The sequence below is a fragment of the Bradyrhizobium sp. CCBAU 51627 genome, from assembly GCF_028128765.1.
GTDB lineage: Bacteria > Pseudomonadota > Alphaproteobacteria > Rhizobiales > Xanthobacteraceae > Bradyrhizobium.
Window position 1 is genome coordinate 438326 of sequence record NZ_LBJG01000024.1, and the last position, 24170, is coordinate 462495.

General features: G+C 61.4%; 19 protein-coding genes and 1 tRNA gene. 10 read left to right on the forward strand and 10 right to left on the reverse strand.

Translation table 11 applies throughout. The features are described 5' to 3' along the window. Positions 1–96: 96 nt before the first annotated feature. The 8 genes from XH88_RS17025 to XH88_RS17060 all read right to left on the reverse strand — a co-directional run bounded on the left by XH88_RS17025 (position 97) and on the right by XH88_RS17060 (position 8847). A complete protein-coding gene (locus XH88_RS17025; RefSeq protein WP_271669445.1) occupies positions 97–1332 on the reverse strand; it encodes an ABC transporter substrate-binding protein in 1236 nt (411 codons plus the stop codon). 40 nt (positions 1333–1372) lie between these two features. Further along, positions 1373–2854 carry an ATP-binding cassette domain-containing protein gene (locus tag XH88_RS17030; RefSeq protein ID WP_271669446.1) on the reverse strand — a complete coding sequence of 494 codons (1482 nt, stop codon included), beginning with the start codon at positions 2852–2854 and terminating at the stop codon, positions 1373–1375. Next, on the reverse strand, positions 2854–3780 hold the full coding sequence (locus tag XH88_RS17035) for a branched-chain amino acid ABC transporter permease (protein WP_092299436.1): 927 nt from the start codon (positions 3778–3780) through the stop codon (positions 2854–2856). The genes XH88_RS17030 and XH88_RS17035 overlap by 1 nt, the downstream gene beginning before the upstream one ends. A gap of 1 nt (position 3781) precedes the next feature. Then, on the reverse strand, positions 3782–4657 hold the full coding sequence (locus tag XH88_RS17040) for a branched-chain amino acid ABC transporter permease (protein WP_271669447.1): 876 nt from the start codon (positions 4655–4657) through the stop codon (positions 3782–3784). An 86-nt stretch (positions 4658–4743) separates the two neighbouring features. After that, positions 4744–5988 carry an ABC transporter substrate-binding protein gene (locus XH88_RS17045; protein ID WP_271669448.1) on the reverse strand — a complete coding sequence of 415 codons (1245 nt, stop codon included), beginning with the start codon at positions 5986–5988 and terminating at the stop codon, positions 4744–4746. Positions 5989–6196: 208 nt separating this feature from the next. Beyond that, positions 6197–6811: a glutathione S-transferase family protein gene (locus XH88_RS17050; protein WP_271669449.1), complete on the reverse strand. Its 615-nt coding sequence runs from the start codon at positions 6809–6811 to the stop codon at positions 6197–6199. Next, a complete protein-coding gene (locus tag XH88_RS17055; RefSeq protein ID WP_271669450.1) occupies positions 6808–7551 on the reverse strand; it encodes a 3-deoxy-manno-octulosonate cytidylyltransferase in 744 nt (247 codons plus the stop codon). The genes XH88_RS17050 and XH88_RS17055 overlap by 4 nt, the downstream gene beginning before the upstream one ends. 93 nt (positions 7552–7644) lie before the next feature. Beyond that, positions 7645–8847, reverse strand: coding sequence for an SMP-30/gluconolactonase/LRE family protein (locus tag XH88_RS17060; protein ID WP_271669451.1), 1203 nt, complete (start codon positions 8845–8847; stop codon positions 7645–7647). 317 nt (positions 8848–9164) lie between these two features. Here XH88_RS17060 and XH88_RS17065 point away from each other — a divergent pair, with 317 nt between their 5' ends. The 5 genes from XH88_RS17065 to XH88_RS17085 all read left to right on the forward strand — a co-directional run bounded on the left by XH88_RS17065 (position 9165) and on the right by XH88_RS17085 (position 13750). Next, the gene (locus XH88_RS17065) at positions 9165–9413 is read left to right on the forward strand and encodes a hypothetical protein (protein ID WP_271669452.1); all 249 of its coding nucleotides are present in this window, start codon (positions 9165–9167) and stop codon (positions 9411–9413) included. Between the two features lie 548 nt (positions 9414–9961). Continuing rightward, positions 9962–11524 carry a 2-isopropylmalate synthase gene (locus XH88_RS17070; RefSeq protein WP_271669453.1) on the forward strand — a complete coding sequence of 521 codons (1563 nt, stop codon included), beginning with the start codon at positions 9962–9964 and terminating at the stop codon, positions 11522–11524. Positions 11525–11727: 203 nt separating this feature from the next. Next, a complete protein-coding gene (locus XH88_RS17075; protein ID WP_271669454.1) occupies positions 11728–12729 on the forward strand; it encodes a TRAP transporter substrate-binding protein in 1002 nt (333 codons plus the stop codon). Between the two features lie 193 nt (positions 12730–12922). After that, the gene (locus XH88_RS17080) at positions 12923–13507 is read left to right on the forward strand and encodes a Spy/CpxP family protein refolding chaperone (protein WP_271669455.1); all 585 of its coding nucleotides are present in this window, start codon (positions 12923–12925) and stop codon (positions 13505–13507) included. Positions 13508–13674: 167 nt separating this feature from the next. After that, positions 13675–13750 (forward strand) — tRNA-Lys (locus XH88_RS17085). Between the two features lie 229 nt (positions 13751–13979). On the opposite strand, the gene XH88_RS17090 is transcribed toward XH88_RS17085, so the two are convergent. Together XH88_RS17090 and XH88_RS17095 are read right to left on the reverse strand one after the other, a co-directional pair. After that, positions 13980–15506, reverse strand: coding sequence for a hypothetical protein (locus tag XH88_RS17090; protein ID WP_271669456.1), 1527 nt, complete (start codon positions 15504–15506; stop codon positions 13980–13982). A 59-nt stretch (positions 15507–15565) separates the two neighbouring features. Further along, a complete protein-coding gene (locus XH88_RS17095) occupies positions 15566–15853 on the reverse strand; it encodes a hypothetical protein (protein ID WP_271669457.1) in 288 nt (95 codons plus the stop codon). Positions 15854–16360: 507 nt separating this feature from the next. On the opposite strand from XH88_RS17095, the gene XH88_RS17100 reads away from it, so the two are divergent. Genes XH88_RS17100 through XH88_RS17120 form a run of 5 tightly spaced genes read left to right on the forward strand, consistent with a single transcriptional unit; the run spans position 16361 to position 22978 of the window. Then, the gene (locus tag XH88_RS17100) at positions 16361–17695 is read left to right on the forward strand and encodes an NtaA/DmoA family FMN-dependent monooxygenase (RefSeq protein ID WP_208757079.1); all 1335 of its coding nucleotides are present in this window, start codon (positions 16361–16363) and stop codon (positions 17693–17695) included. Between the two features lie 30 nt (positions 17696–17725). After that, entirely contained in the window at positions 17726–19414 is a 1689-nt protein-coding gene (locus tag XH88_RS17105) for an ABC transporter substrate-binding protein (RefSeq protein WP_271669458.1), read from the forward strand. Beyond that, positions 19411–20373, forward strand: coding sequence for an ABC transporter permease (locus XH88_RS17110; protein WP_271530761.1), 963 nt, complete (start codon positions 19411–19413; stop codon positions 20371–20373). Before XH88_RS17105 ends, XH88_RS17110 begins: the two co-directional genes overlap by 4 nt. Beyond that, positions 20370–21251 carry an ABC transporter permease gene (locus XH88_RS17115; protein ID WP_271669459.1) on the forward strand — a complete coding sequence of 294 codons (882 nt, stop codon included), beginning with the start codon at positions 20370–20372 and terminating at the stop codon, positions 21249–21251. Before XH88_RS17110 ends, XH88_RS17115 begins: the two co-directional genes overlap by 4 nt. Then, the gene (locus XH88_RS17120; protein WP_271669460.1) at positions 21248–22978 is read left to right on the forward strand and encodes a dipeptide ABC transporter ATP-binding protein; all 1731 of its coding nucleotides are present in this window, start codon (positions 21248–21250) and stop codon (positions 22976–22978) included. The genes XH88_RS17115 and XH88_RS17120 overlap by 4 nt, the downstream gene beginning before the upstream one ends. Positions 22979–24170 lie beyond the last annotated feature (1192 nt).

Below are 24170 nucleotides of genomic sequence, written 5' to 3' on the forward strand. Positions count from 1 at the left end.
GGATTTGCAAGCGTGCTTCGCTTCAAGGGTGCAAAGCGAAATGCCCGGGACGGGCCCGGGCATCACACACGTTTTGCGACGGTGTATTTCCGCTTCTTACTGCGACAGCTTCACGAAGTTCGGAAACTTCAGCTTGCCTTCCGCAATCTTCGCGGGCCAGACCACGACCTGCTTCTCGTCCTGCCACTGGAAGACGAGCCCGGTGACGAAGCCGGGGCCGGACTTGATGCCATGGGTGAACTCGTCGTTTTTGCCGTAGAACTGAATCTTGCCGATCGTGCCCTCGTAGTCGGTCTTCTCGAGTTCAGTGACCATCTTGTCGGGGTCGGTCGAGCCGGCGCGCTTGATGGCGTCGGTAATGATGTAGACGTCGTCATAGGCGGTGTAGCCGGTATAGGCCGGCGGCGTGCCGAACTTGGCCTTGAACGCGGCGGCGAACGGCTTGGTCTTCGAGGTCACGGCAACGTCGGGCGTCGCGACGGCGAGCGAGGGCACGCCGTCGGCCGCCCCGTTGGTGTCCTTCCAGAAGGTCGGGCTCAGCGCTTGCGCGCTGATGCCGAACATCGGCACCGGCACCTGCTGGTTCTTCCACTGCACCGTCGGTTGCACGCCGACATGGGAGATGCCGGTGACGATCACGTCGGGCTTCTTGCCTTCGATGTTGTTGAAGATCGGCGTGAAGTCGGTGGTGTCAGGTGAGAAGCGCACGTGCTCGACGACCTTGAGGCCCGCCTTGGGCAGGCAGGCCTCGTAACCGACGTCGAGCGGCTTGGTCCAGGCCGCGTCCTCGCTCATGATCGCAACCGTCTTGAACTTGAGCTTGTCGACGAGGAGATCCTTGGCCGCGTCGCAGACGAGCTGAGCCTGTGCGGCCGAGGTCAGGTAGCCGTGGAATGTGTATTTGTTCTTCTCATAGTCGTTGTGGATCGCCTTCGTGATCTCGTTGGAGGCGGCGCCGGGCGTGATCAGCGGCATCTTCAGCCGCGCCGCCCAGGGCTCGAGCGCCAGCACGACCTCGGAGATGTAGCTCGCGATCACCGCGGAGACCTTGTCCTCGCTCACGGCGCGCTGGAAGGCCCGCACGGAATCGGCCGAGGAGCTCTTGTTGTCATAGGTGACGATCTCGACCTTGCGGCCGAGAATGCCGCCCTTGGCGTTGATCTCATCGGCGGCGATCTGTGCGCCGCCCGGGGTTGCCGCACCTGCGATCGACTGCACCTCGGCGATGACGCCGATCTTGATCGGGTCGTTCGACTGCGCGCAGGCGGGCGCGGCGAGGCAGAGCGCCAGCGCGGAGGCGAGGAAGCTGCCGCTGAGAACTGAAGGTCGCATGGTCGTTTCCCTTTCTATGCTTGTTGTTGCTTTTATGGACTCACAGAAAATCGGCGCCGGCTTCGCTAGCGAAGCGGGCCGGGTCGCCTTCCCAGACGATCCTGGCGTGCTCCAGCACATAGACGCGGTCGGCATGCGGCAGCGCGAAAGTGACGTTCTGCTCGCCGAGCAGCACCGTGATCGAGGTGGTCTGGCGCAGCTTTTCCAGCGCGTTGGAGAGCAGTTCGAGAATGACGGGCGCAAGCCCCAGCGTCGGCTCGTCCAGGATCAGGATCTGCGGCTGCATCATCAGGGCGCGCCCGATCGCCAGCATCTGCTGTTCGCCGCCGGACAGCGTCTGCGCCAACTGTCCCTGCCGCTCTTTCAGGATCGGAAACAGCTCGAACAGCCAGGTGAGCTGCGTGGCGCGCTTGTCGTCATCGAGATGCTGGCCGCCGAGATCGAGGTTTTCCCGCACCGTCATCTCGCCGAACAGCTCGCGCGATTCCGGACACTGCACGATGCCGCTGCGGGCGATCTTGGCAGGGCTCGTGCCACGCAGCTTTTTGCCGCCGCGCATGATCTCGCCGGTGTAAGGCAGGAAGCCGGAGATGGTGTTGAACAGCGTGGTCTTGCCGGCGCCGTTGAGGCCGACGATGGAGACGAACTCGCCCTCATGGATGTGGATCGAGACGTTCTCCAGCGCCTGTGCCTTGCCATAGTGCACGCTGACATTCTCGACCTGGAGCAGCGGCACCTTGTCCTTGAAGCTGGTCTCGGGCCGCGCATGGGTCTCGATAGCGCCGCCGAGATAGACCCGCCGCACGGTCTCGTTCTTCATGACTTCGTCGGCTTTGCCGGTGACGATCTCCTCGCCGAGATACATGGCAAGCACGCGGTCGACCAGGGCGGCGACGCTCTTGACGTTGTGATCGACCAGCATCACCGCCCGGCCCTCGTCGCGGAAGCTGCGGATCAGGTCGGAGAAGACGTCGACCTCGGCGCGGGTGAGGCCGGCGAAAGGCTCGTCCACCAGCACGACTTTCGGATCGCGCGCGATCGCCTTGGCAAGCTCGAGTCGGCGCAAATCGGCGAAGGGCAGCGTCGGCGGGCGGCGGTTCATGACGCTGCCGAGGCCGACGCGGTCGGCGATCCATTTGGCGCGCTCGACCAGCGCCTTGTCCGGAAACAGCATGAACAGGCTGTCCGGCAGCAGCGCCACCATGATGTTCTCCAGCACGGTCTGCCGGTTCAGCGGCCGCGAGTGCTGGAACACCATGCCAAAGCCCTTGCGCGCGATCTTGTGCGCGGGAAGGCCCGCGACATTCTCGCCCTCGAAGACGACTTCGCCCGCGGTCGGGCGCTCGATGCCCATCACGCTCTTCATCGCGGTGGACTTGCCCGAGCCGTTCGGCCCGATCAGGCCGAAGATCTCGCCGCCATTGACGTCGAACCCGAGATTCTTCACCGCGGTCAAGCCGCCAAAGCGCTTGGTCAGGCCGCGGACTTCGAGCACGGGCCGGTTTGAAAGCCGCTGATCCATTACGAGCGAGCCTCGCGCGAGAGGGCCGCCCCTAAGAAGCCGCCGGGGAAGAACAGGACGACGAGGAGGGCGACCGCCGAGACGATGAAGGTCGCAAGCTCGCCGGTCGGGCGCAGGAATTCGCCGGCCACGATCAGGAAGATCGCGCCCAGCGCGGCGCCGAGCACGGTGCGCCGGCCACCGAGCACGGCCGAGACGATGACGTTGACGCCGACTGCTACGTCGACGACGGTGCCGACCGAAGCGGTGCCGAAGTAGAACACCAGCAGCGCACCTGACAGCCCCGAGAAGAACGCGCTGACGATGAAAGCGGCAAGCTTATGCTTGACGATGTTGAAACCGAGCGCGCCGGCCTGCACGGGATCCTGGCCGCTCGCCTGCAGCACGAGGCCGACGGGCGATTGCGACAGGCCGTAAAGGATCGCGGCCGAGATCGTCATGAAGCCGAGCGCGATCCAGTAATTGGCGCCGGCATTGATGGTGATGACGTCGGGGATGGTGAGGCCGATCTCGCCGCCGGTCAGATCAGCGAACACGACCACGAAGTTCTGCAGCATCAGCACCGCGACCAGCGTGGTCAGGCCGAAGTAAGGCCCCCGTACGCGTAGCGCCGGGAGCGCCAGCACGAGCCCCGCGATGACGGAGGCGAGCGCGCCGAGCACGATGCAGAGATAGACCGACCAGCCGAACTGGGCATTGAGGATGCCGGCGGTATAGGCGCCGACGCCGATCAGGAAGGTCGGGCCGAAATTCACTTCGCCCGCAAAGCCGAACAAGAGGTCCCAGGCCATCGCGAACACGCCGAAATAGAAGGCGACGGTGAGGAGCCCGAGCACATAGCCGGAGACATAAAGCGGCAGCGTCGCTGCGATGATGACGAGCGCCAGCGAGACGAAGAACAGGCGCGAGGTGAAGAAACCGGCCATCTCAGCGCCTCCCCAGCAGGCCCTGCGGCCGGATATACATCACGAACACGAGCAGCAGCAGCGCTGGAATGGTGCGATAGGCCGGCGAGACCAGATAGGCCGTCAGTGTTTCCAAATAGCCGACCACGAAGGCCGCAATCAGCGAGCCGGAGACACTGCCGAGCCCGCCGAGCACCACGATCGAGAACGCGCTCGCGGTCAGCGGCCCGACGCTGTAGGAGCTGACGCCAAGGAACATGCCGAGCAGCACGCCGGCGATGCCGGCCAGAATGCCGTAGATCGCCCACACAACGATATAGATGTTGGTAAGCTCGAGCCCGAGCAGCGTCACGCCGCGCGGGTTCATCGAGGCCGCCAGCACCGCCTTGCCGGTGCGGGTGCGGTTCACCAGCAGCCATAGCAGTGCGATCACGAGGCAGCACACGATCGCAGTAAAAATCTCGTTGCTCGGCGTGCGGACGCCGAGGATGTCGACCACGCCCTCGACGATCGGCAGCACCGTCTTGGCGTTGTTGGTGAAGAAATAGGCGATCAGCTCCTGGATCATGATGCCCCAGAGCAGCGTTCCCGTCAGGACGAAGATCTCCTTCTCCTCATTCGGGATGCGCCGCGAGTCCTGGATCGGCTTCACCACCGCGAAGTAAGTGGCAAACGCCGTGAGTAGCGCAACCCCGACGCCGATCAACGCGCCGGCGTAGGTGCCGACGCCAAGGATGCTGGCGGCGGCCCAGGCCGCCACCGCCGCCGCCACCATGATGGCACCGTGGGAAAGGTTGAGCACCCCGGAGACGCCGAAGATCAGCGTGAAGCCGGTGGCGCCGAGAGCGTAGAGAGCGCTGATGGCAAAGCCATCGATCAGAATCTGGAAAGCTCGCATCTATGTCGGGACTGCCGCTGTGAGGGAAGGTGCTGCGTACGCCGCATGCGGAAACTCCCGGGAGGTGGTCCCGGGAGTTGTTCCGGCTAGTTCGAGAGCTTGATGAAGCTCGGGAACTTGATCTCGACCTTGGCGACGTCCTTGGGCCAGACCGCGCTCTGCTTGCCGTCCTGCCATTGCAGCATCAGCCCGGTGATCAGGCCCTTGCCGTATTTGAGCGAGTGCGTGAACGGATCGTCCTTGCCGTAGAACTGGACGCGCCCGATCGTACCTTCCCAGTCGGTCTTCTCCAGCGCATCGACCAGCTTGTCGGCATCGCTCGAGCCGGCGCGCTTCACCGCGTCGGCGATGTAATAGACCTCGTCATAGGCGGTGTAGCCGGCATAGGACGGGTAGTTACCGAACTTCTTTCTGAAATTTTCGGCGAACGGCACCGACTTCGGCGTGACCGCGACGCCGGGTCCCGAGACGCCCTGATAGAGCACGCCTTCGGCGGCCTGGTTGGTGTCCTTGCCGAAGGTCTCGTTGGTGGCCTGCGAGGAGATGCCGAACATCGGGATCGGCACCTGCTGGTTCTTCCACTGCACCGTCGGCTGCACGCCGACATGGGAGATGCCGGTGATGATCACGTCGGGCTTGGCACCCTCGATCTTGTTGAAGATCGGGGTGAAGTCGGTGGTGTCGGGCGAGAAGCGGATGTGGTCCAGCACCTTCAGCCCGATCTTGGGGAGGCATTCCTCGTAGCCGATGTCGAGCGGCTTGGTCCAGGCGGCGTCCTCGCTCATGATCACGGCCGACTTCATGTGCAGCTTGTCGACGAGGAGGTCCTTTGCGGCATCGCAGACCGAAAGCGCCAGCGCCGCCGAGGTCAGGTAGCCGTGGAAGGTGTACTTGTTCTTCTCGTAGTCGGCATGGACGCTCTTGCTGATCTCGTTGGAGGCCGCACCCGGCGTCACGAACGGCGTCTTCAGCCGCGCCGCCCAGGGCTCCAGCGCCAGCACCACCTCGCTGATGTAGCTGGCGATAACCGCATTGACCTTGTCCTCGTTCACCGCGCGCTGGAAGGCGCGCACCGAGTCGGCGGAGGAGGAGTGGTTGTCGTAGGAGATGATCTCGATCTTGCGGCCATCGACGCCGCCGGCGGCATTGATCTCGTCAGCGGCGAGCTGAGCCGCTTGAGGGATCGACGCGCCGGCAATCGCCTGCGCTTCCGCGATCACGCCGATCCGAAGCGGATCGGCGGCAAAGGCCGCACCTGAGGCTGCCAGCGATACGGCCGTCGCGGCCGCACCAAACGCAATTCGCAATACACCAGAGAGTGGTTTAATCATTTTGTTCTCTCCCTTGAACCAAGCTTCTTTGAGCTATTGGGCCGCGACTATAACGGGGAGAGAATCCTCGGCAAGCAAAACTGTATTCAGGATTGTACGATGGGGACTAAAGTCTAGCGCTTGCGCAAAGACCGGGCAGTGCTGGTTTATTTCGGCAGGTCAGGCATGCACTGGCTCTTGGAACAGGGCCGATCTGCCAGGAGCGTGTTCACGCCGGAATCGAGCATTCAACCCGATGAACTTCACGGACGGCATCGCGATCCGCGATCCGCGCGTGATGTGTGATCAGGTGCGGGTAGGCGCGCATATCGAACCCGACACGAGACGTCCAGCCCATCATCGCATACAAGCCGACGTCGGCAATCGAGTAGTCCTTGCCCAGCAGATATTCACGTGTCGACAGATGCTGCTCGATGAAGGCGAAGCGTTCCTTCAGGCGTTCCCGGAAAACATTCTTCGCTGGTTCGTCCAGTCCTGCGTAAAACAATGGACCAAGGCCTCCCTTGTGTAGCTCGCTGGACAGGAAGTTCAACCAGGCTTGAAGTCTTGCCCGCTCGATGGTTCCAGGCGGTGGCGCGAGGCCTCCGGTCGAGTCGCGGTCCGCGATGTACTGCGCGATTGCAGCGGCCTCCAGAAGCAAGCTGCCGTCATCGAGCAGTAAAGCCGGCACGTAGCCCAGCGGGTTGATGGCCCTGTAGTCTCCACCATCCGCCATCTTCTTGCTGGCCTCATCGACTCTTACGGCGACAAAGCAAAGGCCGCTCTCAAGCAAGGCGACATGGGGCATAAGCGATATCGTGCCCGGCGCGTAGTACAGTTTCATGGCACTCTCGCCGCCAAAAGCTCGCGGGCGCGCTCGAGATCGGCCAGCGTGTCCACCCCGAGCGGCTCGGTCTCGATCACCTTGGCGTCCATCCGCATGCCGTGCTCGATTGCTCGGAGCTGTTCGAGGCTTTCGCGCTGCTCGAGGACGCCCCGCGGCAAGTCGACATATTTCGCCAGCGCCTCACGGCGATAGGTGTACATGCCGACGTGATGATAGTGCTTGCCGACGCCCGAGGGGATCACGGCCCTGCTGAAATAGACCGCGCGACCGACGGTCTCTCCCGGCTGGATCGCAAGGGCGATCTTCACGACGCTGGGTGCCTGGAGCTCGATGGGATCCTCGATCTCGGTGGCGAGCGTCGCGATCGAACAATCGGCATGCCGGGACAACGGCTCCATCGTCGCCCGTATGGTCGCCGGATCGATGGTCGGCAGGTCGCCCTGAAGTACGATGACGACATCATATGCCGCGTCCGCGTCGGTCCGCTGCAACGCCGCGTACGCGCGATCGGACCCCGTCGGGAGGTTCGGGTCAGTCAGGACCGCGTGGCCGCCCAGGCCGGCTATGACATCCACGATCGCCTGATCTCCACAGGCGACGACGACGGGGCCGATGTCGGCCTCGAGACCGCTTCGCCAAACGTGGGCGATCATTGGCTGACCGTTGATCTCCGTCAGCGCCTTGCCTGGGAGCCTGGTCGAACCCAGCCGGGTCGGTATGATGACGATCGGACGCATTGGAACCCTCTTCGTGAAGAGCCGGTTTGGCTGGCAAGTCAAAGGCGCCAGCGGGACACGCTGGCGCCTCGTCGCAATTCGATCGCGGGCCGCTCAGCCCGGACCCGCCCCCTGCGTCGCGGTGTACACTGCGTAGAGCGACTGGCTCGCGGCCATGAACAGGCGGTTGCGCTTGGGGCCGCCGAAGGTGATGTTGCCGCAGACTTCCGGCAGGCGAATGCGGCCGAGCAGTTTGCCCTCCGGCGACCAAACCGTCACGCCATTATAGCCGACGGCGCGGCCGGCATTGCTGGATGCCCAGACATTGCCGTTGACGTCGCAGCGCACGCCGTCAGGCCCGCACTTCACGCCGTCGATCATGAAGTCGCTGAACCTCTTCTGGTTCGATAGCTTGTTGTCGCTGCCGACATCGAACACGAAGACATCGCCCTTGCCGCCGGGGCCGGTGTCGCCCGGGCCCTTGCCGGTCGAGACGACGTACAGCTTCTTGTAGTCAGGCGAGAAGCACAGGCCGTTCGGGTCGGGCACCTGGTCCTCGCTGACGACGAGATCGACGCGGCCCGAGGGGTCGATGCGATAGCAATTGGTCGGCAGTTCGCGCTTCTTCGGCATGAAGTCGGCCGGCTGCCCCATCCTGGGATTGAGCTTGCCGCCCGAATCGGGCTCGCCTTCGTAGAGCTGCCCGCCATAGGGCGGATCGGTGAACCAATAGCTGCCGTCGGGATGCGCGACGACGTCGTTCGGCGAGTTCAGCTTCTTGCCGTTGTAATTGTCGCACAACACGGTGGCGGTACCGTCGTTCTCGTAGCGTGTCACCCGCCGCGTCAGATGCTCGCAGGAGAGCTGGCGGCCCTGGAAGTCGAATGAATTGCCGTTGCTGTAGTTCGACGGCGCGCGGAACACGCTGACGTGGCCATCATCCTCGCTCCAGCGCATCTGCCTGTTGTTGGGAATGTCGCTCCACAAGAGATAGCGGCCTTGTGCGCTCCATGCCGGACCTTCGGCCCAGAGCACGCCGGTGTAGAGCCGCTTGATCGCGGTGTTGGGCTGGGCAAGATTGTTGAAGGAAGGATCGACGGCGATGATGTCGGGGTCCCAGAAATAGGTGGTCGGCGCGCCGCGCGGACTGAAGTCGCGCGGGGGTGTCGTGATCGTCGTCGGTGGCGCAGCGGGACCGGTCTGGGCCAGCGCGGTGCCCGTTCCGGCCATCGTCGCTGCGGCACCGAGCGCGAGGCCCTGAACCAGCGTCCGTCGTGAAAGCGCAAGCTCCTGCTCACGCTGCTGTTGGCGTGTCATTCGCGTCCTCCCAGTCTTGTTCGGCTGGCCGGTTGATCCGGCCGAGCAAAGCAAAGGTTAGTCCGGTCTGCGGCTGGTTGCGAGCGCTAGACTTGCAGCCTCTCCGCGCGATTTCCTTGATGTTGCCAAATTCGTTCTGCGCCAGCTGAGTGATGTCACGTATGATGTCGGGACATTTGCGCATGGCTGTTCAGCTGTGCATGAGGCGACAATTCGCCTCGTTCGGCGAGGTTTAACCGGGCCCCACTTTAGACCCTGTCAAGCCTTGACCTTGCCCCTATTGCTGCGCAGAAAACCTGGGAGAGAGGTTGCTGCCAATGGTACAAGGCATCATCACATTGATCGTGTTGCTCGGGATCGCCTATGCGGCCGGCTATTTGACGCGCGATCTGAAGTCGCGCAGACGGCGTGCCGCGGCGCGCCGCTCAAGCGGCTACACCCAGCCGGACTGGCTCAGCCCTACGGTCCCCGCCAACACCAATGAGACGCCATCCCGCGCCGTCGGTGAACTCGGCCAGATGCTGGATCGCTGGGAAAGTAGAGCGCGCTTGCGTCGCGCGGGGTAGGCGGTCTCGATCCTTCGTGACCCGGCTGCGAGCGGCACAATCCCTTGCATTGCCGACGGGCAGAACACCCACCCGCAAGGTCAGTCGCTTCGTCGCAAGACATTTCCACTTTCCCGAAATCTGGATTGTCGCGTGGCTCGTCCATCCTGATCCGGCGAAGCGGGAGGGCGTGCCGCACGCCAATCAGGTCAGCCCCTCTGACCATCTTTTGGCGTTGCGGTTGCGGCCGTTTCTCGTCTAGAAACGACGCGCTGAGCCTTCCCGGCAACCAACCGTCAACGGTTTTGACCGAGGATTTGGGGCTCAAAAGGGTCTGGTAATGCTGATTCGCGGCCAAATCGATGGGATTTCGGGGGAGGTGGCTCTGGCCGCCGCCACGATCCCGGCCGCGCTGTTGCCCACCCTCCTTCTTGGCGGCCTTCTTCTTACTTGCCCCTGAGGGCCGGCTGGGCGCCACGCGCCTGGGCACTCAGGGGTTGGTCGAGATCACCGGACACCTCAAGCGCCCTTAAGACTGACGGCGCGAAAGCTCAAAAGGAAATCTGATAATGGCCCCCGCGAACAAGTCCGATAAGGACCGCGTCATCATTTTCGACACCACGCTGCGCGACGGCGAACAGTGCCCCGGCGCCACCATGACCTTCGAGGAGAAGCTCGAGGTCGCCGAACTCCTGGACGATATGGGCGTGGACGTCATCGAGGCCGGCTTCCCGATCACCTCCGAAGGCGACTTCCAGGCGGTGAGCGAGATCGCCCGCCGCTCCAAGAACTCGATCATCGCCGGCCTGTCACGGGCCCACCCGGCCGACATCGACCGCTGCGCCGAAGCCGTGAAGTTCGCCAAGCGCGGCCGCGTCCACACCGTGATCGCGACCTCGCCGCTGCACATGCGGGTGAAGCTGAACAAGACCCCGGAGCAGGTGATCGAGACCTCGGTCGCCATGGTCGCGCGCGCCCGCAACCAGATCGACGACGTCGAGTGGTCGGCCGAGGACGGTACCCGCAGCGAGATGGACTATCTGTGCCGCATCGTCGAGGCCGTCATCAAGGCCGGCGCCACCACGGTGAACATCCCCGACACCGTCGGCTACACGGTGCCGGAGGAATACACCCATTTCATGAAGACGCTGATCGAGCGGGTGCCGAACTCCGACAAGGCCGTGTTCTCCGTGCACTGCCATAACGACCTCGGCATGGCCGTTGCGAACTCTCTGGCGGGCGTCGTCGGTGGCGCGCGCCAGGTCGAGTGCACCATCAACGGCATCGGCGAGCGCGCCGGCAACGCCGCGCTCGAAGAGATCGTGATGGCGATCAACGTGCGCAACGACAAATTTCCGTACTGGAACAGGATCGACACCACGCAGCTGACCCGCGCCTCGAAGCTGGTATCGGCGGCGACCTCGTTTCCCGTTCAGTACAACAAGGCCATCGTCGGCCGGAATGCGTTCGCGCATGAGAGCGGCATCCACCAGGACGGCGTGCTGAAGGATGCTTCGACCTACGAGATCATGCGGCCGGAGATGGTCGGGCTGAAGCAGTCCTCGCTGGTGCTGGGCAAGCATTCCGGCCGCCATGCCTTCGTGCACAAGCTGGAGGAGATGGGCTACAAGCTCGGTCCGAATCAGCTGGAAGATGCGTTTACGCGGATGAAGGCGCTCGCCGACCGCAAGAAGGACATCTACGACGAGGACATCGAGGCGCTGGTCGACGAGGAGATGGCGGCCTCGCACGACCGCATCAAGCTGACCTCGCTGACCGTGATCGCCGGCACCCATGGCCCGCAGCGCGCGACCATGAAGCTCGACGTCGACGGCCAGACCAAGATCGAGGAGGCCGAGGGCAACGGTCCAGTGGATGCGGTGTTCAACTGCATCAAGCGCCTCGTCCCGCACGAGGCCAAGCTCGAGCTGTACCAGGTCCATGCGGTCACCGAAGGCACCGACGCGCAGGCGGAAGTGTCGGTGCGGCTGTCGCAGGACGGCCGTTCGATGACGGCCCGCGCGGCGGATCCGGATACGCTGGTCGCCTCGGCAAAAGCCTATCTCGGCGCGCTCAACAAGATCGTCATGAAGCGCCAGCGCGACACCGTGACGACCGCTGCGGCGAGCTGACGGTTGCCTGCTTCGCCTCTCCCGCATCCGCCTTCGCCAAGGCTTCAGCGGACAAGAGCGGGAGAGGAGCGCAGCGGCGTTCACATGAATAGCTGCCCTGCTAACGACCGATAGCGGCTCGATGCGTGAGCCGCTATTGATGTTTCCGGCTAGAGGATAGGCGGCCGTGTTGGGCTGCCCAAAACAACAACAAGGGAGACATCATGCGCACCTTCGCGATCGCGGCGTCCGTCGCCGCACTGGCATTTGGCCTTGCCGGCCCAGCCAGCGCCGACCCGATCATCATCAAATTCAGCCATGTCGTCGCGACCGACACGCCGAAGGGCAAGGCGTCCGAGAAATTCAAGGAGCTCGCCGAGAAGTACACGAACGGCAGGGTCAAGGTCGAGGTCTATCCGAACTCGACGCTGTACAAGGACAAGGAAGAGCTCGAGGCGTTGCAGCTCGGCAGCGTGCAGATGCTGGCGCCGTCCAACTCGAAATTCGGTCCGCTCGGCATTCGCGAGTTCGAGGTGTTCGATCTGCCCTACATCCTCCCTGATTTGAAGACGCTGCGGAAGGTCACGGAAGGCCCGCTTGGGGCCAGGCTGCTCAAGCTGCTCGAACCGAAGGGCATCACCGGGCTCGCCTATTGGGACAACGGCTTCAAGCAGATGAGCGCCAACAAGAAGCTGATCGCGCCAGCCGACTACCAGGGTGTCAAATTCCGCATCCAGTCCTCGCGCGTGCTGCAGGCGCAGTTCAAGGCGCTCGGCTCGCTGCCGCAGGTGATGGCGTTCTCTGAGGTCTACCAGGCGCTGCAGACCGGGGTGGTCGATGGCCAGGAGAACACCTGGTCGAACATCTATACCCAGAAGATGCACGAGGTGCAGAAGTACATCACCGAGACCAATCACGGCTACATCGGCTACGTCGTGATCGTGAACAAGAAGTTCTGGGACGATCTGCCGGCCGACATCCGCGACGAGCTGTCGAAGGCGATGAAGGAAGCGACCGACTTCAACAACGCGCAGTCGCAGAAGGAGAACGAGGACGCGCTCGCCGAGATCAAGAAGAGCGGCAAGAGCGAGATCATCAAGCTCACGCCGGAGCAGGACGAGGCGATGCGCAAGGCGATGGAGCCGGTCTACAAGGACGCCGCAAGCCGCGTCGGCCAGCCGCTGATCGACGAATTCCAGAAGCAAGCCAAAAGCACGACGAACTGATCTTTACGGACGATGAATGAAGGCTTCCGCGCGGGCTGCACGGAAGCTTTTTTGTTGCGAATGATTTCCGGTTGCGGCTGGAGGTAAAATCGAGCGTTACATCTTCGTAAGATCGTCCTGTCTGTCCAAGTTGTAAGTTGCACGTCAGCCCGCCGGCGCCCATCTTCGGAACATCCTTCCAGAGGAGGTTCTCATGAGGAAGTTCACCATCGCCGCCATTGCCGTGCTCAGCATCGCCGGCTCGGGCGCGGTCTACGCCCAATTTCATCGTCCGTGGATGGAGCACTTCCACCACATGCGGATGAACCCGGAAGACCGCGCCGCCTTCGTCGACGCGCGGATCGCCGCCGTCCATGCCGGGCTGAAGCTCAACGCCGATCAGGAGAAGCTGTGGCCGCCGGTCGAAGCCGCCGTGCGTGATTTCGCCAAGCTGCGCATCGACCGTGCCAATGCGCGGATGAACGTCGCTCCTGCTGACGCCGACAAGCCTGACGATCCGGTCGCCCGCCTGCGCCAGCGTGCCGACGACATGGCTGCGAGCTCAGCGGCGCTGAAGAAGATCGCGGACGCCGCCGACCCGCTCTACAAGACCCTCGATGACGGCCAGAAGCGCCGTCTCGCGGTGCTGACCCGCCACCGCGGCCCGTTCGGCGACGGCGAGGACGGCCCGCGCCACCACTTCATGGAGCGCGGCATGGACCGCATGATGGAGCGTGGCATGGACCACTTCCGCGGCGGCGACCGCGATGACGGCCCGGATCGGGAGGGGCGGCTTTGAGCCGCCCGGGATTTTGCAGGTATCAACCCTGGAGAAGCCGCTGGAATCCAGCGGCTTTTCGCATTTCCGGGGCTGTGGAAGAACCTTGGAAAACATGCGCCACATCGCTTGCCAGACCCGGATCGCTTTGCTAAACGACCGGCCTCGCAAGGCATTGACCGCCTTTCGGGCGCATAGCTCAGTTGGTAGAGCAGCTGACTCTTAATCAGCGGGTCCCAGGTTCGAGCCCTGGTGCGCCCACCACTCTCAAGGGATTGGCCCGCAAGGGCTTTTTTCATTTTTACGACAGAACAAACCGGGTCTCGTGCGACGCTTTTTGTGGTCGCACGTCGCACGCCGTGCGACGAGTCTGTATCGTTCTCTGAATGTTCTTTGTGGCACTTTGTAGGAGACGGTTGCAACCGGCGAGGGTATCACCGACATAAACAGAGCACACGGGCTGTCGCCGAACGAGGTTCGGCCGGTCCCGCAGTCAGCCCTTCATCCCTTCCTTGCGTACCTGCAATTCGAGCCGGTCGATGCCGGCGTCGGCGCGATCGGCATTTCGGGCGCGGTAATGCTTCACGATGGTTTGCGCGCTTCGATACGAGTGCCCGGTGATGTCGCAGATGGTCAGCAGGTCGCAGCCGGCGCGATCAAGCAGCATCACACAAGTATCGCGCAGGTCCTGGTCGTGTTTCTGGTCGAGTTCGCCGGCCACATTGACAAACATTAGCGACGGGCAGGGCTTCAGGCGCCACGCCGCCGTCTCCCCATTGCTGTCGCGCGTTGCCTGCGCATCCAGCCATCGCGCCAATGCACCCGCGCGCTGATCGACCGCGCGGGCCCGTTTCGCTTTGTTTTCTGAATCGAGTGAGAAAGGCGCGAACAGTGTGTCGACGGTATTGATCAGTTCGGAGGTCAGCCGCTCAGCGCGGACGACCGCCTGACGCGCGGTATGACTTGCGAGAAAGCCGAAGACGGCGACGGCCCGCGCGGTTGATACCCAATGGCGATAGGTGCTCTCGTCATATGGCTCGCCATTGTCCTCGTTGATGACAAGTTCGAGCGGTACTGTCTCAAGCTGAAGCCGCAGCTTGAGCGCCTTTATCCTGGCGCGCGAAGCGCTTAGCCTTGCGCTAAGTTGTGGCGCCTCCTTGATGTCGACGAGTTCGCCAGTCTTGCTTTGCCGGAACGCGTGCCGTCCCTCGACGTCACCCTCGTCACGCATGATCAGACGATCGGTCTGGCGCTGCCCGGTGAACAGGGCAAGATAGAAGCTGTCACCAATCGAAGGCCGTTCGATTGCATCGGCTGCAGCCACCCATGCCGAAAATTCTCGCATCGCTACCAGCACGATCCGGCCGTCCGGATGATCGAACTCCATGCCCTCTCGCGGGTTTGGTCCGAGGCGCCACAGGATGCTTTCCTGACCCCAAGTGAACGCGGCAGACAGCGTCGCGATCATCGACAGCGCCATGTGATGCCCGCGCACTGATTTCGCATAGTTATAGAACGCGCGGAGCTCCGGCTTTCCGATCGAAGATGGCGTCGCGGTCGCGATCGCCTCGAGCTCTCGCGCGGGCTCCGCCAGGCCGAGCAGTCGGGCGGCTCGGATCTCCGCACGCATCCGTGCAGCAGCCTCGCGCGTCTGCGGTCGGTACAGGATGGCGGAGATGCACTTCCGGTAGGATGATTGCGAGGCGGCCGACAATGCCTTGAACTCAGCCGATTTGCTCCAGTCGTCTAGAAGATCTCCAATTGTGGTACGCTTCCTTACAGTTATCTTTTTGGGCAGTTTGCCAGCGCGCCGCGCCGCATCGATTTCCGATCTTCGTTTATCTGAAAAGTCAGAGGCCTCCTGGAGATTGAACCATGCACCGACCGGACGGCCTTTTTCATCGTGGGGCGGATGGCGCAAGTCGGAATCGAGGAAGCCAAGTGCTCTGGCGTAAGCGCCATGCGATGAACGCGGGCGACCGTCACGCCACTTCACGTACGGAAATTTCTGATCCGCCATAGCAAACCTTGGTGCCGAAGTAAGAAAGCACCTATTGGACTCTGGGGCGATCTACGATGTCAAGCGCGATGATTGCCATAGGCCGTTCTCAGCCGCTCGCGATGTTCTGCATCGGTTGCTGCTGGTGGTGGCACGAATGTGTCATTGGCGATCGTCTTCGGACGCATGGGGTGATGTCGGGTCAGCCAGGCGTCGAAGCCCGTGCGCTCCCATTTGAGCGGCCCCCGCGCGCTGATCGGCGCTGGCAAGCCGTCGCGCTCGTGTCGGATCTGACGCGTGCGATAGAAAGTGTTCAGCGAAATGCCCATCGCTTTTGCGACTTCAATTGAAGAATAGGGCGGCTCCATGCTCTGTGCGCTATTTGGCGAGCGCAGCTGCATAAGTCCGCAACGCCGCGTCACTTTTTTGCTCCGTTGAACGATTTCGATACAACATGGAAGCAGACAAGAACGAACATGAAAAGCGTGCCCTCCTAATCGTAGCGAATTCGGCTAATTTCGCGTGCAAAATAGAATGCAAGGGTCCTCTCGCGTCGCGTCTTCACGCACCATGCTGGGGGAGAACATTCATGAGAGGAGCCCAAAGACCGCCGATGCGATTGCAAACCGGATAGATGGGGCTTCTCAGTCGCGGAGTTTATCGTTCCGTGCGGTGATACATTCCCAACAAAAATCAATTATCGGGCGGCACGAATTGAAACAGGCATTCTTATTTCGTCTGCATGGTTGACGCTGGTCGGCTACTCAACAATGTTGAAGTGCCATGACGGGTTCATGGCTACCGAAAATTGAGAGGAGCGCGATGACGTTTTTGAGCTTCCGGTGCACCTCCACTCGAATCGCATGTGCCGCGTGATGACGTCAGCGCTTGAACGTGAGCTTCACCTTGGTTTGAACCTGCATGGCGCTGGGGGACATGCAGCGGCGTGGCGGTGGCCCGGAAATCCTCCCGGGGCATTCTACGACGTTGAACATTACGTACGAGCCGCAAAGCTCGCCGAGCGTGGAAAGCTCGACGCGGTTTTCCTCGCCGATACGCCAGCGCTCAATCCAGCAATCGACAAAAGCCCGCCGCTCAATGGCATCGAGCCGACGATTACGCTTGCCAGCATCGCACGAGAAACAAAATTTGTCGGGTTAATCGGCTCGGCATCCACCACCTACAACGAACCCTATAACCTCGCGCGCCGATTTCAGTCGCTTGACGTTGTCAGTGGCGGCCGTGCGGCCTGGAATGCAGTTACGACATCCAATGTCTATACGGCCAGGAGCTTTGGCGGCCAGGAGCAATCACGTGATGACCGTTATCGCCGCGCTGAAGAATTCGTGGAGGCCGTGCGAACCCTTTGGCAGAGCTGGGGAGAAGGCGCTCTTATTCTGGACCAGGCCTCGGGGCGTTTCGGTGATCCGAGCCGGCTGCAGAGGGTAAGACATGCCGGCGAGTTCTTCGACATCAGCGGGCCACTGACACATCCGGGCTCAAGACAGGGACAGCCGGTTATCTTCCAGGCAGGCGGATCGGATCAGGGGCTTCAGTTCGCTGCCCGAAGCGCCGACGCCGTGTTCTCGTCGACAGGCAATCTGGAAATCGCCTTGCGCGAGGCCGATCGCCTCAGGTCGTTTGCTTCTCAACATGGACGACGGGCGCCCCTTGTGCTGCCGGGCATCGTCACTTTCATTGCCGGAACGGAAGAGGAAGCAATCAAGCGCAAGGCAGGGCTTGACGAGCTTATCAACTTTGACGTTGCCCTTGATGTGCTGTCCGGTCGTTTCGGTATTCCTGCCGAAAGGCTGAAGATCGACGAACCAATCGACCCCAACTTACTGCCGCGACATGCGGACGCGGCTTTTTCCATCGGCCAGTATCGCACTGTGGAAGCGCTCGTGCGCTCCGGCAAAACGGTCCGCGAGATCATCGTCGAGGCGCCTGCTTACGGTCACCGGGTGCTGGTTGGATCGCCGGAGCAGATTGCCGCTTCCTTCGAAGAGTGGTTCCGGGCTGGCGCAGTGGACGGGTTCAACGTCATACCGGATGTTCTGTCCGACGGCACGCCTGCGTTCGTCGACCATGTTGTTCCCGTTCTGCAGCGGCGCGGCTTGTTCCGTTCGGACTATCGCGGCGAAACGCTGCGCGAGCATCTTGGCATTCCTCTGCCGGGCGAGCGCGCCGAACAGGTCTCCGCCGCCTAAGTTCTTCTCCCTTCATATTCGGAGCTTATCATGTCTAAGCCGGCTGCCGTTCGTTCGGCGTTTCTTCTCAAAAGTATGAATCGTCGTCTGAAGTCTCACGCCGCAATCATCGCCATCGCGATGTCTGGCCTTACCATAGCGGATGCCGTGAAGGCGGAAGATGCTTCTGCTGGCAAGCCGAAATGGGGCGGGATCATCCGGTACGGTCACTTCCAGGAGCCGCCGTGCCTCTATGGTGGCTGGGTGCAGCAATGGTACCTGCAGCGTCAATTCAGCGACAATCTGGTCGCCAGGGCTGAAGACGGAAGAATCCTGCCTTGGCTTGCGACCGCCTGGAGCGTTTCGGATGACCGCAAAACCTACATTTTCCAGATCAAGCCCGACGTCAAATTCACGGACGGGACGCCTCTGGACGCCCAGGCGGTCGTCGATAACATCAATGGATGGCTGAGCGACAATCCGGAGCTGGAGAACCCCACAGCCGGCCCTTATCTCAAGGGCGTCTTCGAGTCCGCGGCGGCGGCTGGCCCGCTGACGCTCAAGATCACCTTGAAGACGCCATTCGAGCCGCTGCTGAATGTCTTTGCGCAGTCCTCGCAAGGTATCCTATCGCCGACGGGGCTGAAGCGTGGCAAGGCCGTGAACTGCGAAAGCCCTGTCGGTTCGGGACCGTTCATCGTGGAGAAATGGAACCGCGGCAAGAACGTCATATTCCGTCGAAACCCAAACTACAATTCGGCCCCGGCCACTGCCAAGCATCAAGGCCCAGCCTATGTCGAAGGAATCGAGTGGCGTTTTCTCGCTGACCCCACGATACGCTACGGCTCGCTTCTGTCCCGCGAATCCGACGTTGTCTATCATATCCCGGCCGTCAACTGGCAAGACGCCAATTCCCGCTTCAAGATCGTGCGTCACCTCACGGGCGGAACGCCGCTTCGGCTTGCGTTGTTCTCCGAGAGACCGCCGTTCGACGACGTGCGTGTCCGGCAGGCTTTTGCTTATGCCTCCGACCGGCGTGCTGCCGTGCAAGCGGCGTTCCTTGGCTCGCTGCCCTATGAGGGCAATTTCGCTTTGAGCCAAAGCTCGCCTGAATATGTCGGCGAGCTCTCAAAATCCTATTCTTATGACGTTGAGAAGGCGAACAAGCTGCTCGATGAGGCCGGGTGGACGGTGCGCGATGCAAACGGCATTCGCAGCAAGAACGGCAAAGCGCTGATCATACGCATCACCTACACCAACGCCTTTTCGCCTCCCGATGGCGATCAGGTCCTGCAGATCATCCAGCAGCAAGCGAAGGCTGCAGGCTTCGACGTGCGCCTCCAGCCCACCAACCAGGCTGATTTCTGGGCCGGAAAGAATCTTGGTCCAAATGACTATGAGATCGTGCCCCTATATTGGGTTGCGCCCGGCGCCGAGATCTATCGCATCTCGTACAAGCCCGACCTGAATGGTGTCCGCAATCCTTTCAATCCATCCCGCTATCAGGATCTGCCCCTGTGGGACATCATCCAGAAGGCCGAACAGACCGCTGACAAGGAGCAACGCACCGCGGTTTATCAGCAGGCGGAGCGCCGGATCGTCGAGAACGCGCCGTCCCTGAGTTACACGGTTTTGGATGTCACCCTCGCTTTAGCCGATAATGTGAAGGACATCTGGCTCGACAGCGGGTCGGTGGGCGAGCCCGTTTTCTCGGACGCATATTTCACCGATAAGAAATGAATGCGGCGAAGATGATAGGCCATCAAAGCCTTTGGCTGGCGCGCCGGCTCTTGTCCGGCGTGATCGTGGTCTGGGCCGCGGCGACATTCACCTTCTTTGTGCAGTTTCTGATGCCCGGGGAACGCGCCCAGATCATCTTCAATGCAAATAGCGGAAACGTGGGAGAGATTCCTCGGGACCAACTGCTCGCCATCAACGCCAAATATGGCTTCGATCAACCCGTCATCGTGCAATATGGAAGGTATATAAGGGACGTGATGCACGGAGACCTTGGGCAGTCTTACGTTCAATATCAACCTGTCACGGACCTGATTGGGCGCCAGATCGGACCGACGATTGCGCTCGCCTTTGCCGCCGTGTTGACGGCCTGGATCATCACCATCACAACCACGGTTCTTTTCGCTGGGCGTGACAACATATGGTCCAAGGCGCTGGGCGGGCTTCAGGTCTTCTTGGCAACCCTTCCGCCTTATTGGCTGGCGACAATCCTGTTGGTCGTTTTCGCGATCCAGCTTCGCTTGTTTCCTGTCGTAGGCGGCAACACCCTCATGGGCCTCGTTCTGCCGACGATCGCCCTGGCCTTGGAAATCTATGGCTTCCTTGGTCAAGCGGTTTTGAGTGAATTCACGCGGGTTCTTGATCAACCTTTCATCACCTCATCGAGAATGCGCGGCACAGGGGATCTCGGTATCCGTCTACGTCACGCTCTGCGCCATGCTGCCTTGCCCGGGATCACCCTTTCCGGCTGGATTATAGGCAAGCTGCTGTCCGGCGCGGTATTGATCGAAGCGGTCTTTGGCCGTCAGGGGCTGGGCGGCGTTCTCGTCGCAGCAACCTCCACACGCGATGTCCCGGTCGTGTCAGGGGTGATTCTGGTTTCGGCTGCGCTGTTTGTCGCTACCAGCTTGTTCGTGGATCTCACGGTGCAGCTCATCGATCCCCGGATGAAAGAGGCATGAGTTTCGCCACTAGCTCCGCCGGACATGCAAAGGCGTTCATAACTGCAAGAGTGCTGACGGGCGCCCGTAGATTTCCAGTTCGGGTCTATGTCGCGGCTTTTTTTATGGCGTTCTTCCTCATCGCGGCGATTGAGCCGAAACTGCTTCAGACGCATGATCCTTTAGTGCTGAGCCTGACGTCACCTCTGAAGGCCCCTTCCTTGACGCATTGGCTGGGGACGGACCAGTCCGGACGGGATCTCTATTCCCGCATCGTGGCGGGGACAAGTCAGTCTCTCTCGATTGGGCTGGGTGCGACTGCGCTCAGCCTTGCCCTCGCGCTTATACTCGGCGTGACGGCGGGCCTGTCTGGCGGCTGGATCGATAATGTGCTCAGCCGGCTGTTCGATGCCTTGTTCGCTCTCCCCACTCTGTTTCTTGCGCTTCTCTTCGTTTCGTTGTTGGGCACCTCGGTCCCGACGCTGGTTATCGCCGTCGGCCTTGGAACATCGCCCGGATATGCGCGGATGGTGAGGGTGCAGGTTCTGAGCGTTAAAGCGACCAGTTATGTTGAGGCGGCAAGAGCGCTAGGACACTCGCCGAGACGCATCCTGTTCAAGCATATTCTCCCCAACGCAATCAGCCCACTTGCGACAATGTTCACGCTCGGTGTCGGGCAAGCCATCATTTGGGCATCCGGCCTTTCCTTTCTAGGCTTGGGAGTTGCGCCCCCGTCATCGGAATGGGGCGCGCTGCTCAATGCCGGCCGTAACTACGTGATCTATGCGTGGTGGCTCGAGGTCATGCCCGGTATTGCCATCGCTGCCTTAGCACTCTCAGTTACTGTTGTCGGCCAGTACGTGCAGCAACGCCTGGAAGGAAGGATCGAGCTTCCATGAACGTGACCTATCCCACAGCCTCCTTCCGGCAAAATGCCACACCGCCCGCGGCTAGCGTCCCGTTGCTCAGGGTACAAAACCTCAACGTTTCCTTCGGGCCGGCGCATTCGCGGCGAGATGTGGTAAAGAGTGTCTCTTTCACGGTTGAGGAAGGCCGGTGTGTCGCGATCGTTGGTGAATCGGGATCAGGCAAGAGCGTTACGGCCCGGACGTTGGTTGGTCTTACCGGCGCGCGTTCTCATGTCCAAGCTGACCGCCTGACTTTTCAAGGGAAGAGTATCGATCACCTGGGTGACACGGAATGGAGAGCCCTGCGCGGCAAGGGTATCGGCTTCGTGTTACAGGACGCACTGGTGTCGCTCGATCCGCTAAGACCGGTTGGCAAGGAGATCGGTGAAGCACTGACTGTTCACCGCGCAATCAGGACAGGCGGAGAGTTGACAGAACGGGTGGTTGAGCTTCTGAAGCTCGTCGGCGTGCCCGAGCCGGCGGTCAAGGCGCGGCAGCTTCCACATGAGCTGTCAGGCGGACAACGACAACGAGCCTTGATTGCGACGGCGATCGCTCTCGATCCAGCTCTCTTGATCGCAGATGAGCCCACGACGGCGCTGGACGTTACGATCCAGGCGCAAATCCTGGATCTGCTCGGCGAAACCCGCGAACGCGGGAAGGCCGTGATCCTCATCAGCCACAATCTTGCCGTGGTATCGCAGATGGCCGACGAAGTCATCGTGATGCGACACGGTGAAATCGTAGAGCATGGCTCATCAGAACAGATTTTTGGCAATCCAAGACACGATTATACCAGAAGCCTTCTTAAGGCGATCCCATCCGTCCGGTCACGCGGCAGCCGTCTTTCGTCCTCTAAGGCGCCGCGCTTCATCTCGGCTGAACGCGACGTGACCAAAGCGCTGGCCCAATCGGATATCGCACAGCGTAGTAGGCCGCTGCTTGAAGCGGAAGGGCTCGTCAAGCACTTTCGTGGACCGGACGGCAAGCTGCGTACCGTTGTCAATGATGTCTCGTTTCGCCTCGGCCATGGAGAGACGCTTGGTATCGTCGGCGAGTCAGGGTCTGGGAAGACGACCGTGGCACGCATGGCGCTCGCGCTCGAAAGGCCGGACCTGGGAGAGGTGACGCTCGAAGGTGCGCTGTGGACTGCAGCGACTGAGAAAGAGCGCCGCCAGCGGCGATCGGATATCTCGGTCATCTACCAGGACCCACTAAGTTCATTCGATCCGCGCTGGAGCATCGAGCGCGTCATTGATGATGCCTTGGCAAGGCGCCGCGGAGATCCCCTCGACAGAGCCAGTCGACGATCCGAGGTCAGCGAGTTGCTCGATCTTGTGGGGCTTTCATCAAGCTTCAGGAACAGGCGCCCACTCGAACTGTCGGGAGGTCAACGCCAACGGGTTGCGATCGCCCGCGCGATTGCTCCGCGCCCCAAGATCATCGTGTGTGACGAGCCGGTCGCGGCACTTGATGTATCCATCCAGGCGCAAATTCTCGATCTGCTTGGCGATCTCAAGTCTCACTTGCGCGTCAGCTATCTATTCATCTCGCATGATCTCGGCGTCGTGCACCACCTGAGCGACCGTGTTCTTGTCATGAATCACGGCGTGGCCGTCGAAGCCGGCGGAGCAGACGACGTATTTTTACGGCCTCGGCAACCCTATACGAGGAAGCTGGTTGCAGCCGTTCCACAATTGCGCTTCCAGGCGGCTTAAAGTCTCAAGGCCAGCCACTCCCCGTCGGCTCAGCGCGAGGCTGAGCGCACGGACCAGGCGCTGTGCAAGGCAGCCGGTCCGACTGTGCTTAAGCCATAGCACGCTACGCCCACAATACCGATCGCCGGGTTTGCTGCAGGTACTAGCTCCTCTGGCAGTAGACGAGTCGCGTCCCTTGTGATGCTGAACATGACATTTACGGCTTGGCAGTTAAGAAACGCGCTACCCTGCTCGTCGCCCCGTGGTAAAGCGGCGCATCAAACGGAATGCCTTTGTGCTGCAATCCTCCTGCTTGTTCTACTCTATGATGTGAACTCAACCTTCACATCGCTAGCGGATCCTCAGGCCAGCCGAGATTTGTCGGGGCGAGTAGGATGGCCGCGCAGCCACTTTGGCGATTGCCGATTCGCGTACAGATAATCATAAAAGAGCGACGGCCGTAGCCGACGGTGACGTTTTCAGCCGGAATGACGTGCATTAATACGTACCTGCGGTCCTTCCATGTCTGTGTCGTAGTCGTGGAATAGAACGGGCGGACAGCCTGCCGACTCATGTTCGGGGAAGACTTCGCCAAGCGCGCGGAGAACATCCGCGCGCTCACTTGCGTCACGCAGGTATCCCGTCCTGGCAACGCCCCGCATTCCATCGTCGCGCATCTTACGTAGAGCCTCAGCCGGACTTTCATCGTCTGCCAAGAGATTGGGCAGGAGCGTAGACATGCGGTTGCAGATGCGCTGGACGCGCAGCAACAGGGCGCCTGCAACAAGTCGCGGGTCTTGCCGCTCGCTTCGATGCGGAGCGCGTTTTCGTACGATCGCTGTCGCTGCTGTCGATCAGGTTGGCACCAGCCCTGTGCACTCCACGACAACATTTTCCGGAATGCTGTCCAGCGAGAAATTGCCGACGGCCCGATAATGCCAACGGGCGATCGAAGCGCTCATCCCTTCTGGGAGTAAAGAGCCGGAATTCGGTGGAGGAACTCGCCCGGACGTCAACAGCGGAAATCAATGGGGCCGCGAGACGATGCAGTCCCGCGGCCTCGCCACCGGAATTTAGTGAAAAGACAGTTTAAGTATGAAATCCTCAGCCGGTGTTCTTACAGTAGAACAACCTGTTCCGACACTTGACAATCCGGACGGTTACGGGGAAACGCGTGCAACCGCAGACCAATGCGGCCGCGAGATCGATGAAG

Excerpts from the sequence above, each read along its gene's own strand:
- XH88_RS17025 (WP_271669445.1), bottom strand. The coding sequence starts at position 1,332 with ATGCGACCTTCAGTTCTCAGCGGCAGCTTCCTCGCCTCCGCGCTGGCG.
- XH88_RS17030 (WP_271669446.1), bottom strand. The coding sequence starts at position 2,854 with ATGGATCAGCGGCTTTCAAACCGGCCCGTGCTCGAAGTCCGCGGCCTG.
- XH88_RS17035 (WP_092299436.1), bottom strand. The coding sequence starts at position 3,780 with ATGGCCGGTTTCTTCACCTCGCGCCTGTTCTTCGTCTCGCTGGCGCTC.
- XH88_RS17040 (WP_271669447.1), bottom strand. The coding sequence starts at position 4,657 with ATGCGAGCTTTCCAGATTCTGATCGATGGCTTTGCCATCAGCGCTCTC.
- XH88_RS17045 (WP_271669448.1), bottom strand. The coding sequence starts at position 5,988 with ATGATTAAACCACTCTCTGGTGTATTGCGAATTGCGTTTGGTGCGGCC.
- XH88_RS17050 (WP_271669449.1), bottom strand. The coding sequence starts at position 6,811 with ATGAAACTGTACTACGCGCCGGGCACGATATCGCTTATGCCCCATGTC.
- XH88_RS17055 (WP_271669450.1), bottom strand. The coding sequence starts at position 7,551 with ATGCGTCCGATCGTCATCATACCGACCCGGCTGGGTTCGACCAGGCTC.
- XH88_RS17060 (WP_271669451.1), bottom strand. The coding sequence starts at position 8,847 with ATGACACGCCAACAGCAGCGTGAGCAGGAGCTTGCGCTTTCACGACGG.
- XH88_RS17065 (WP_271669452.1), top strand. The coding sequence starts at position 9,165 with ATGGTACAAGGCATCATCACATTGATCGTGTTGCTCGGGATCGCCTAT.
- XH88_RS17070 (WP_271669453.1), top strand. The coding sequence starts at position 9,962 with ATGGCCCCCGCGAACAAGTCCGATAAGGACCGCGTCATCATTTTCGAC.
- XH88_RS17075 (WP_271669454.1), top strand. The coding sequence starts at position 11,728 with ATGCGCACCTTCGCGATCGCGGCGTCCGTCGCCGCACTGGCATTTGGC.
- XH88_RS17080 (WP_271669455.1), top strand. The coding sequence starts at position 12,923 with ATGAGGAAGTTCACCATCGCCGCCATTGCCGTGCTCAGCATCGCCGGC.
- XH88_RS17090 (WP_271669456.1), bottom strand. The coding sequence starts at position 15,506 with ATGGCGGATCAGAAATTTCCGTACGTGAAGTGGCGTGACGGTCGCCCG.
- XH88_RS17095 (WP_271669457.1), bottom strand. The coding sequence starts at position 15,853 with ATGGAGCCGCCCTATTCTTCAATTGAAGTCGCAAAAGCGATGGGCATT.
- XH88_RS17100 (WP_208757079.1), top strand. The coding sequence starts at position 16,361 with ATGACGTCAGCGCTTGAACGTGAGCTTCACCTTGGTTTGAACCTGCAT.
- XH88_RS17105 (WP_271669458.1), top strand. The coding sequence starts at position 17,726 with ATGTCTAAGCCGGCTGCCGTTCGTTCGGCGTTTCTTCTCAAAAGTATG.
- XH88_RS17110 (WP_271530761.1), top strand. The coding sequence starts at position 19,411 with ATGAATGCGGCGAAGATGATAGGCCATCAAAGCCTTTGGCTGGCGCGC.
- XH88_RS17115 (WP_271669459.1), top strand. The coding sequence starts at position 20,370 with ATGAGTTTCGCCACTAGCTCCGCCGGACATGCAAAGGCGTTCATAACT.
- XH88_RS17120 (WP_271669460.1), top strand. The coding sequence starts at position 21,248 with ATGAACGTGACCTATCCCACAGCCTCCTTCCGGCAAAATGCCACACCG.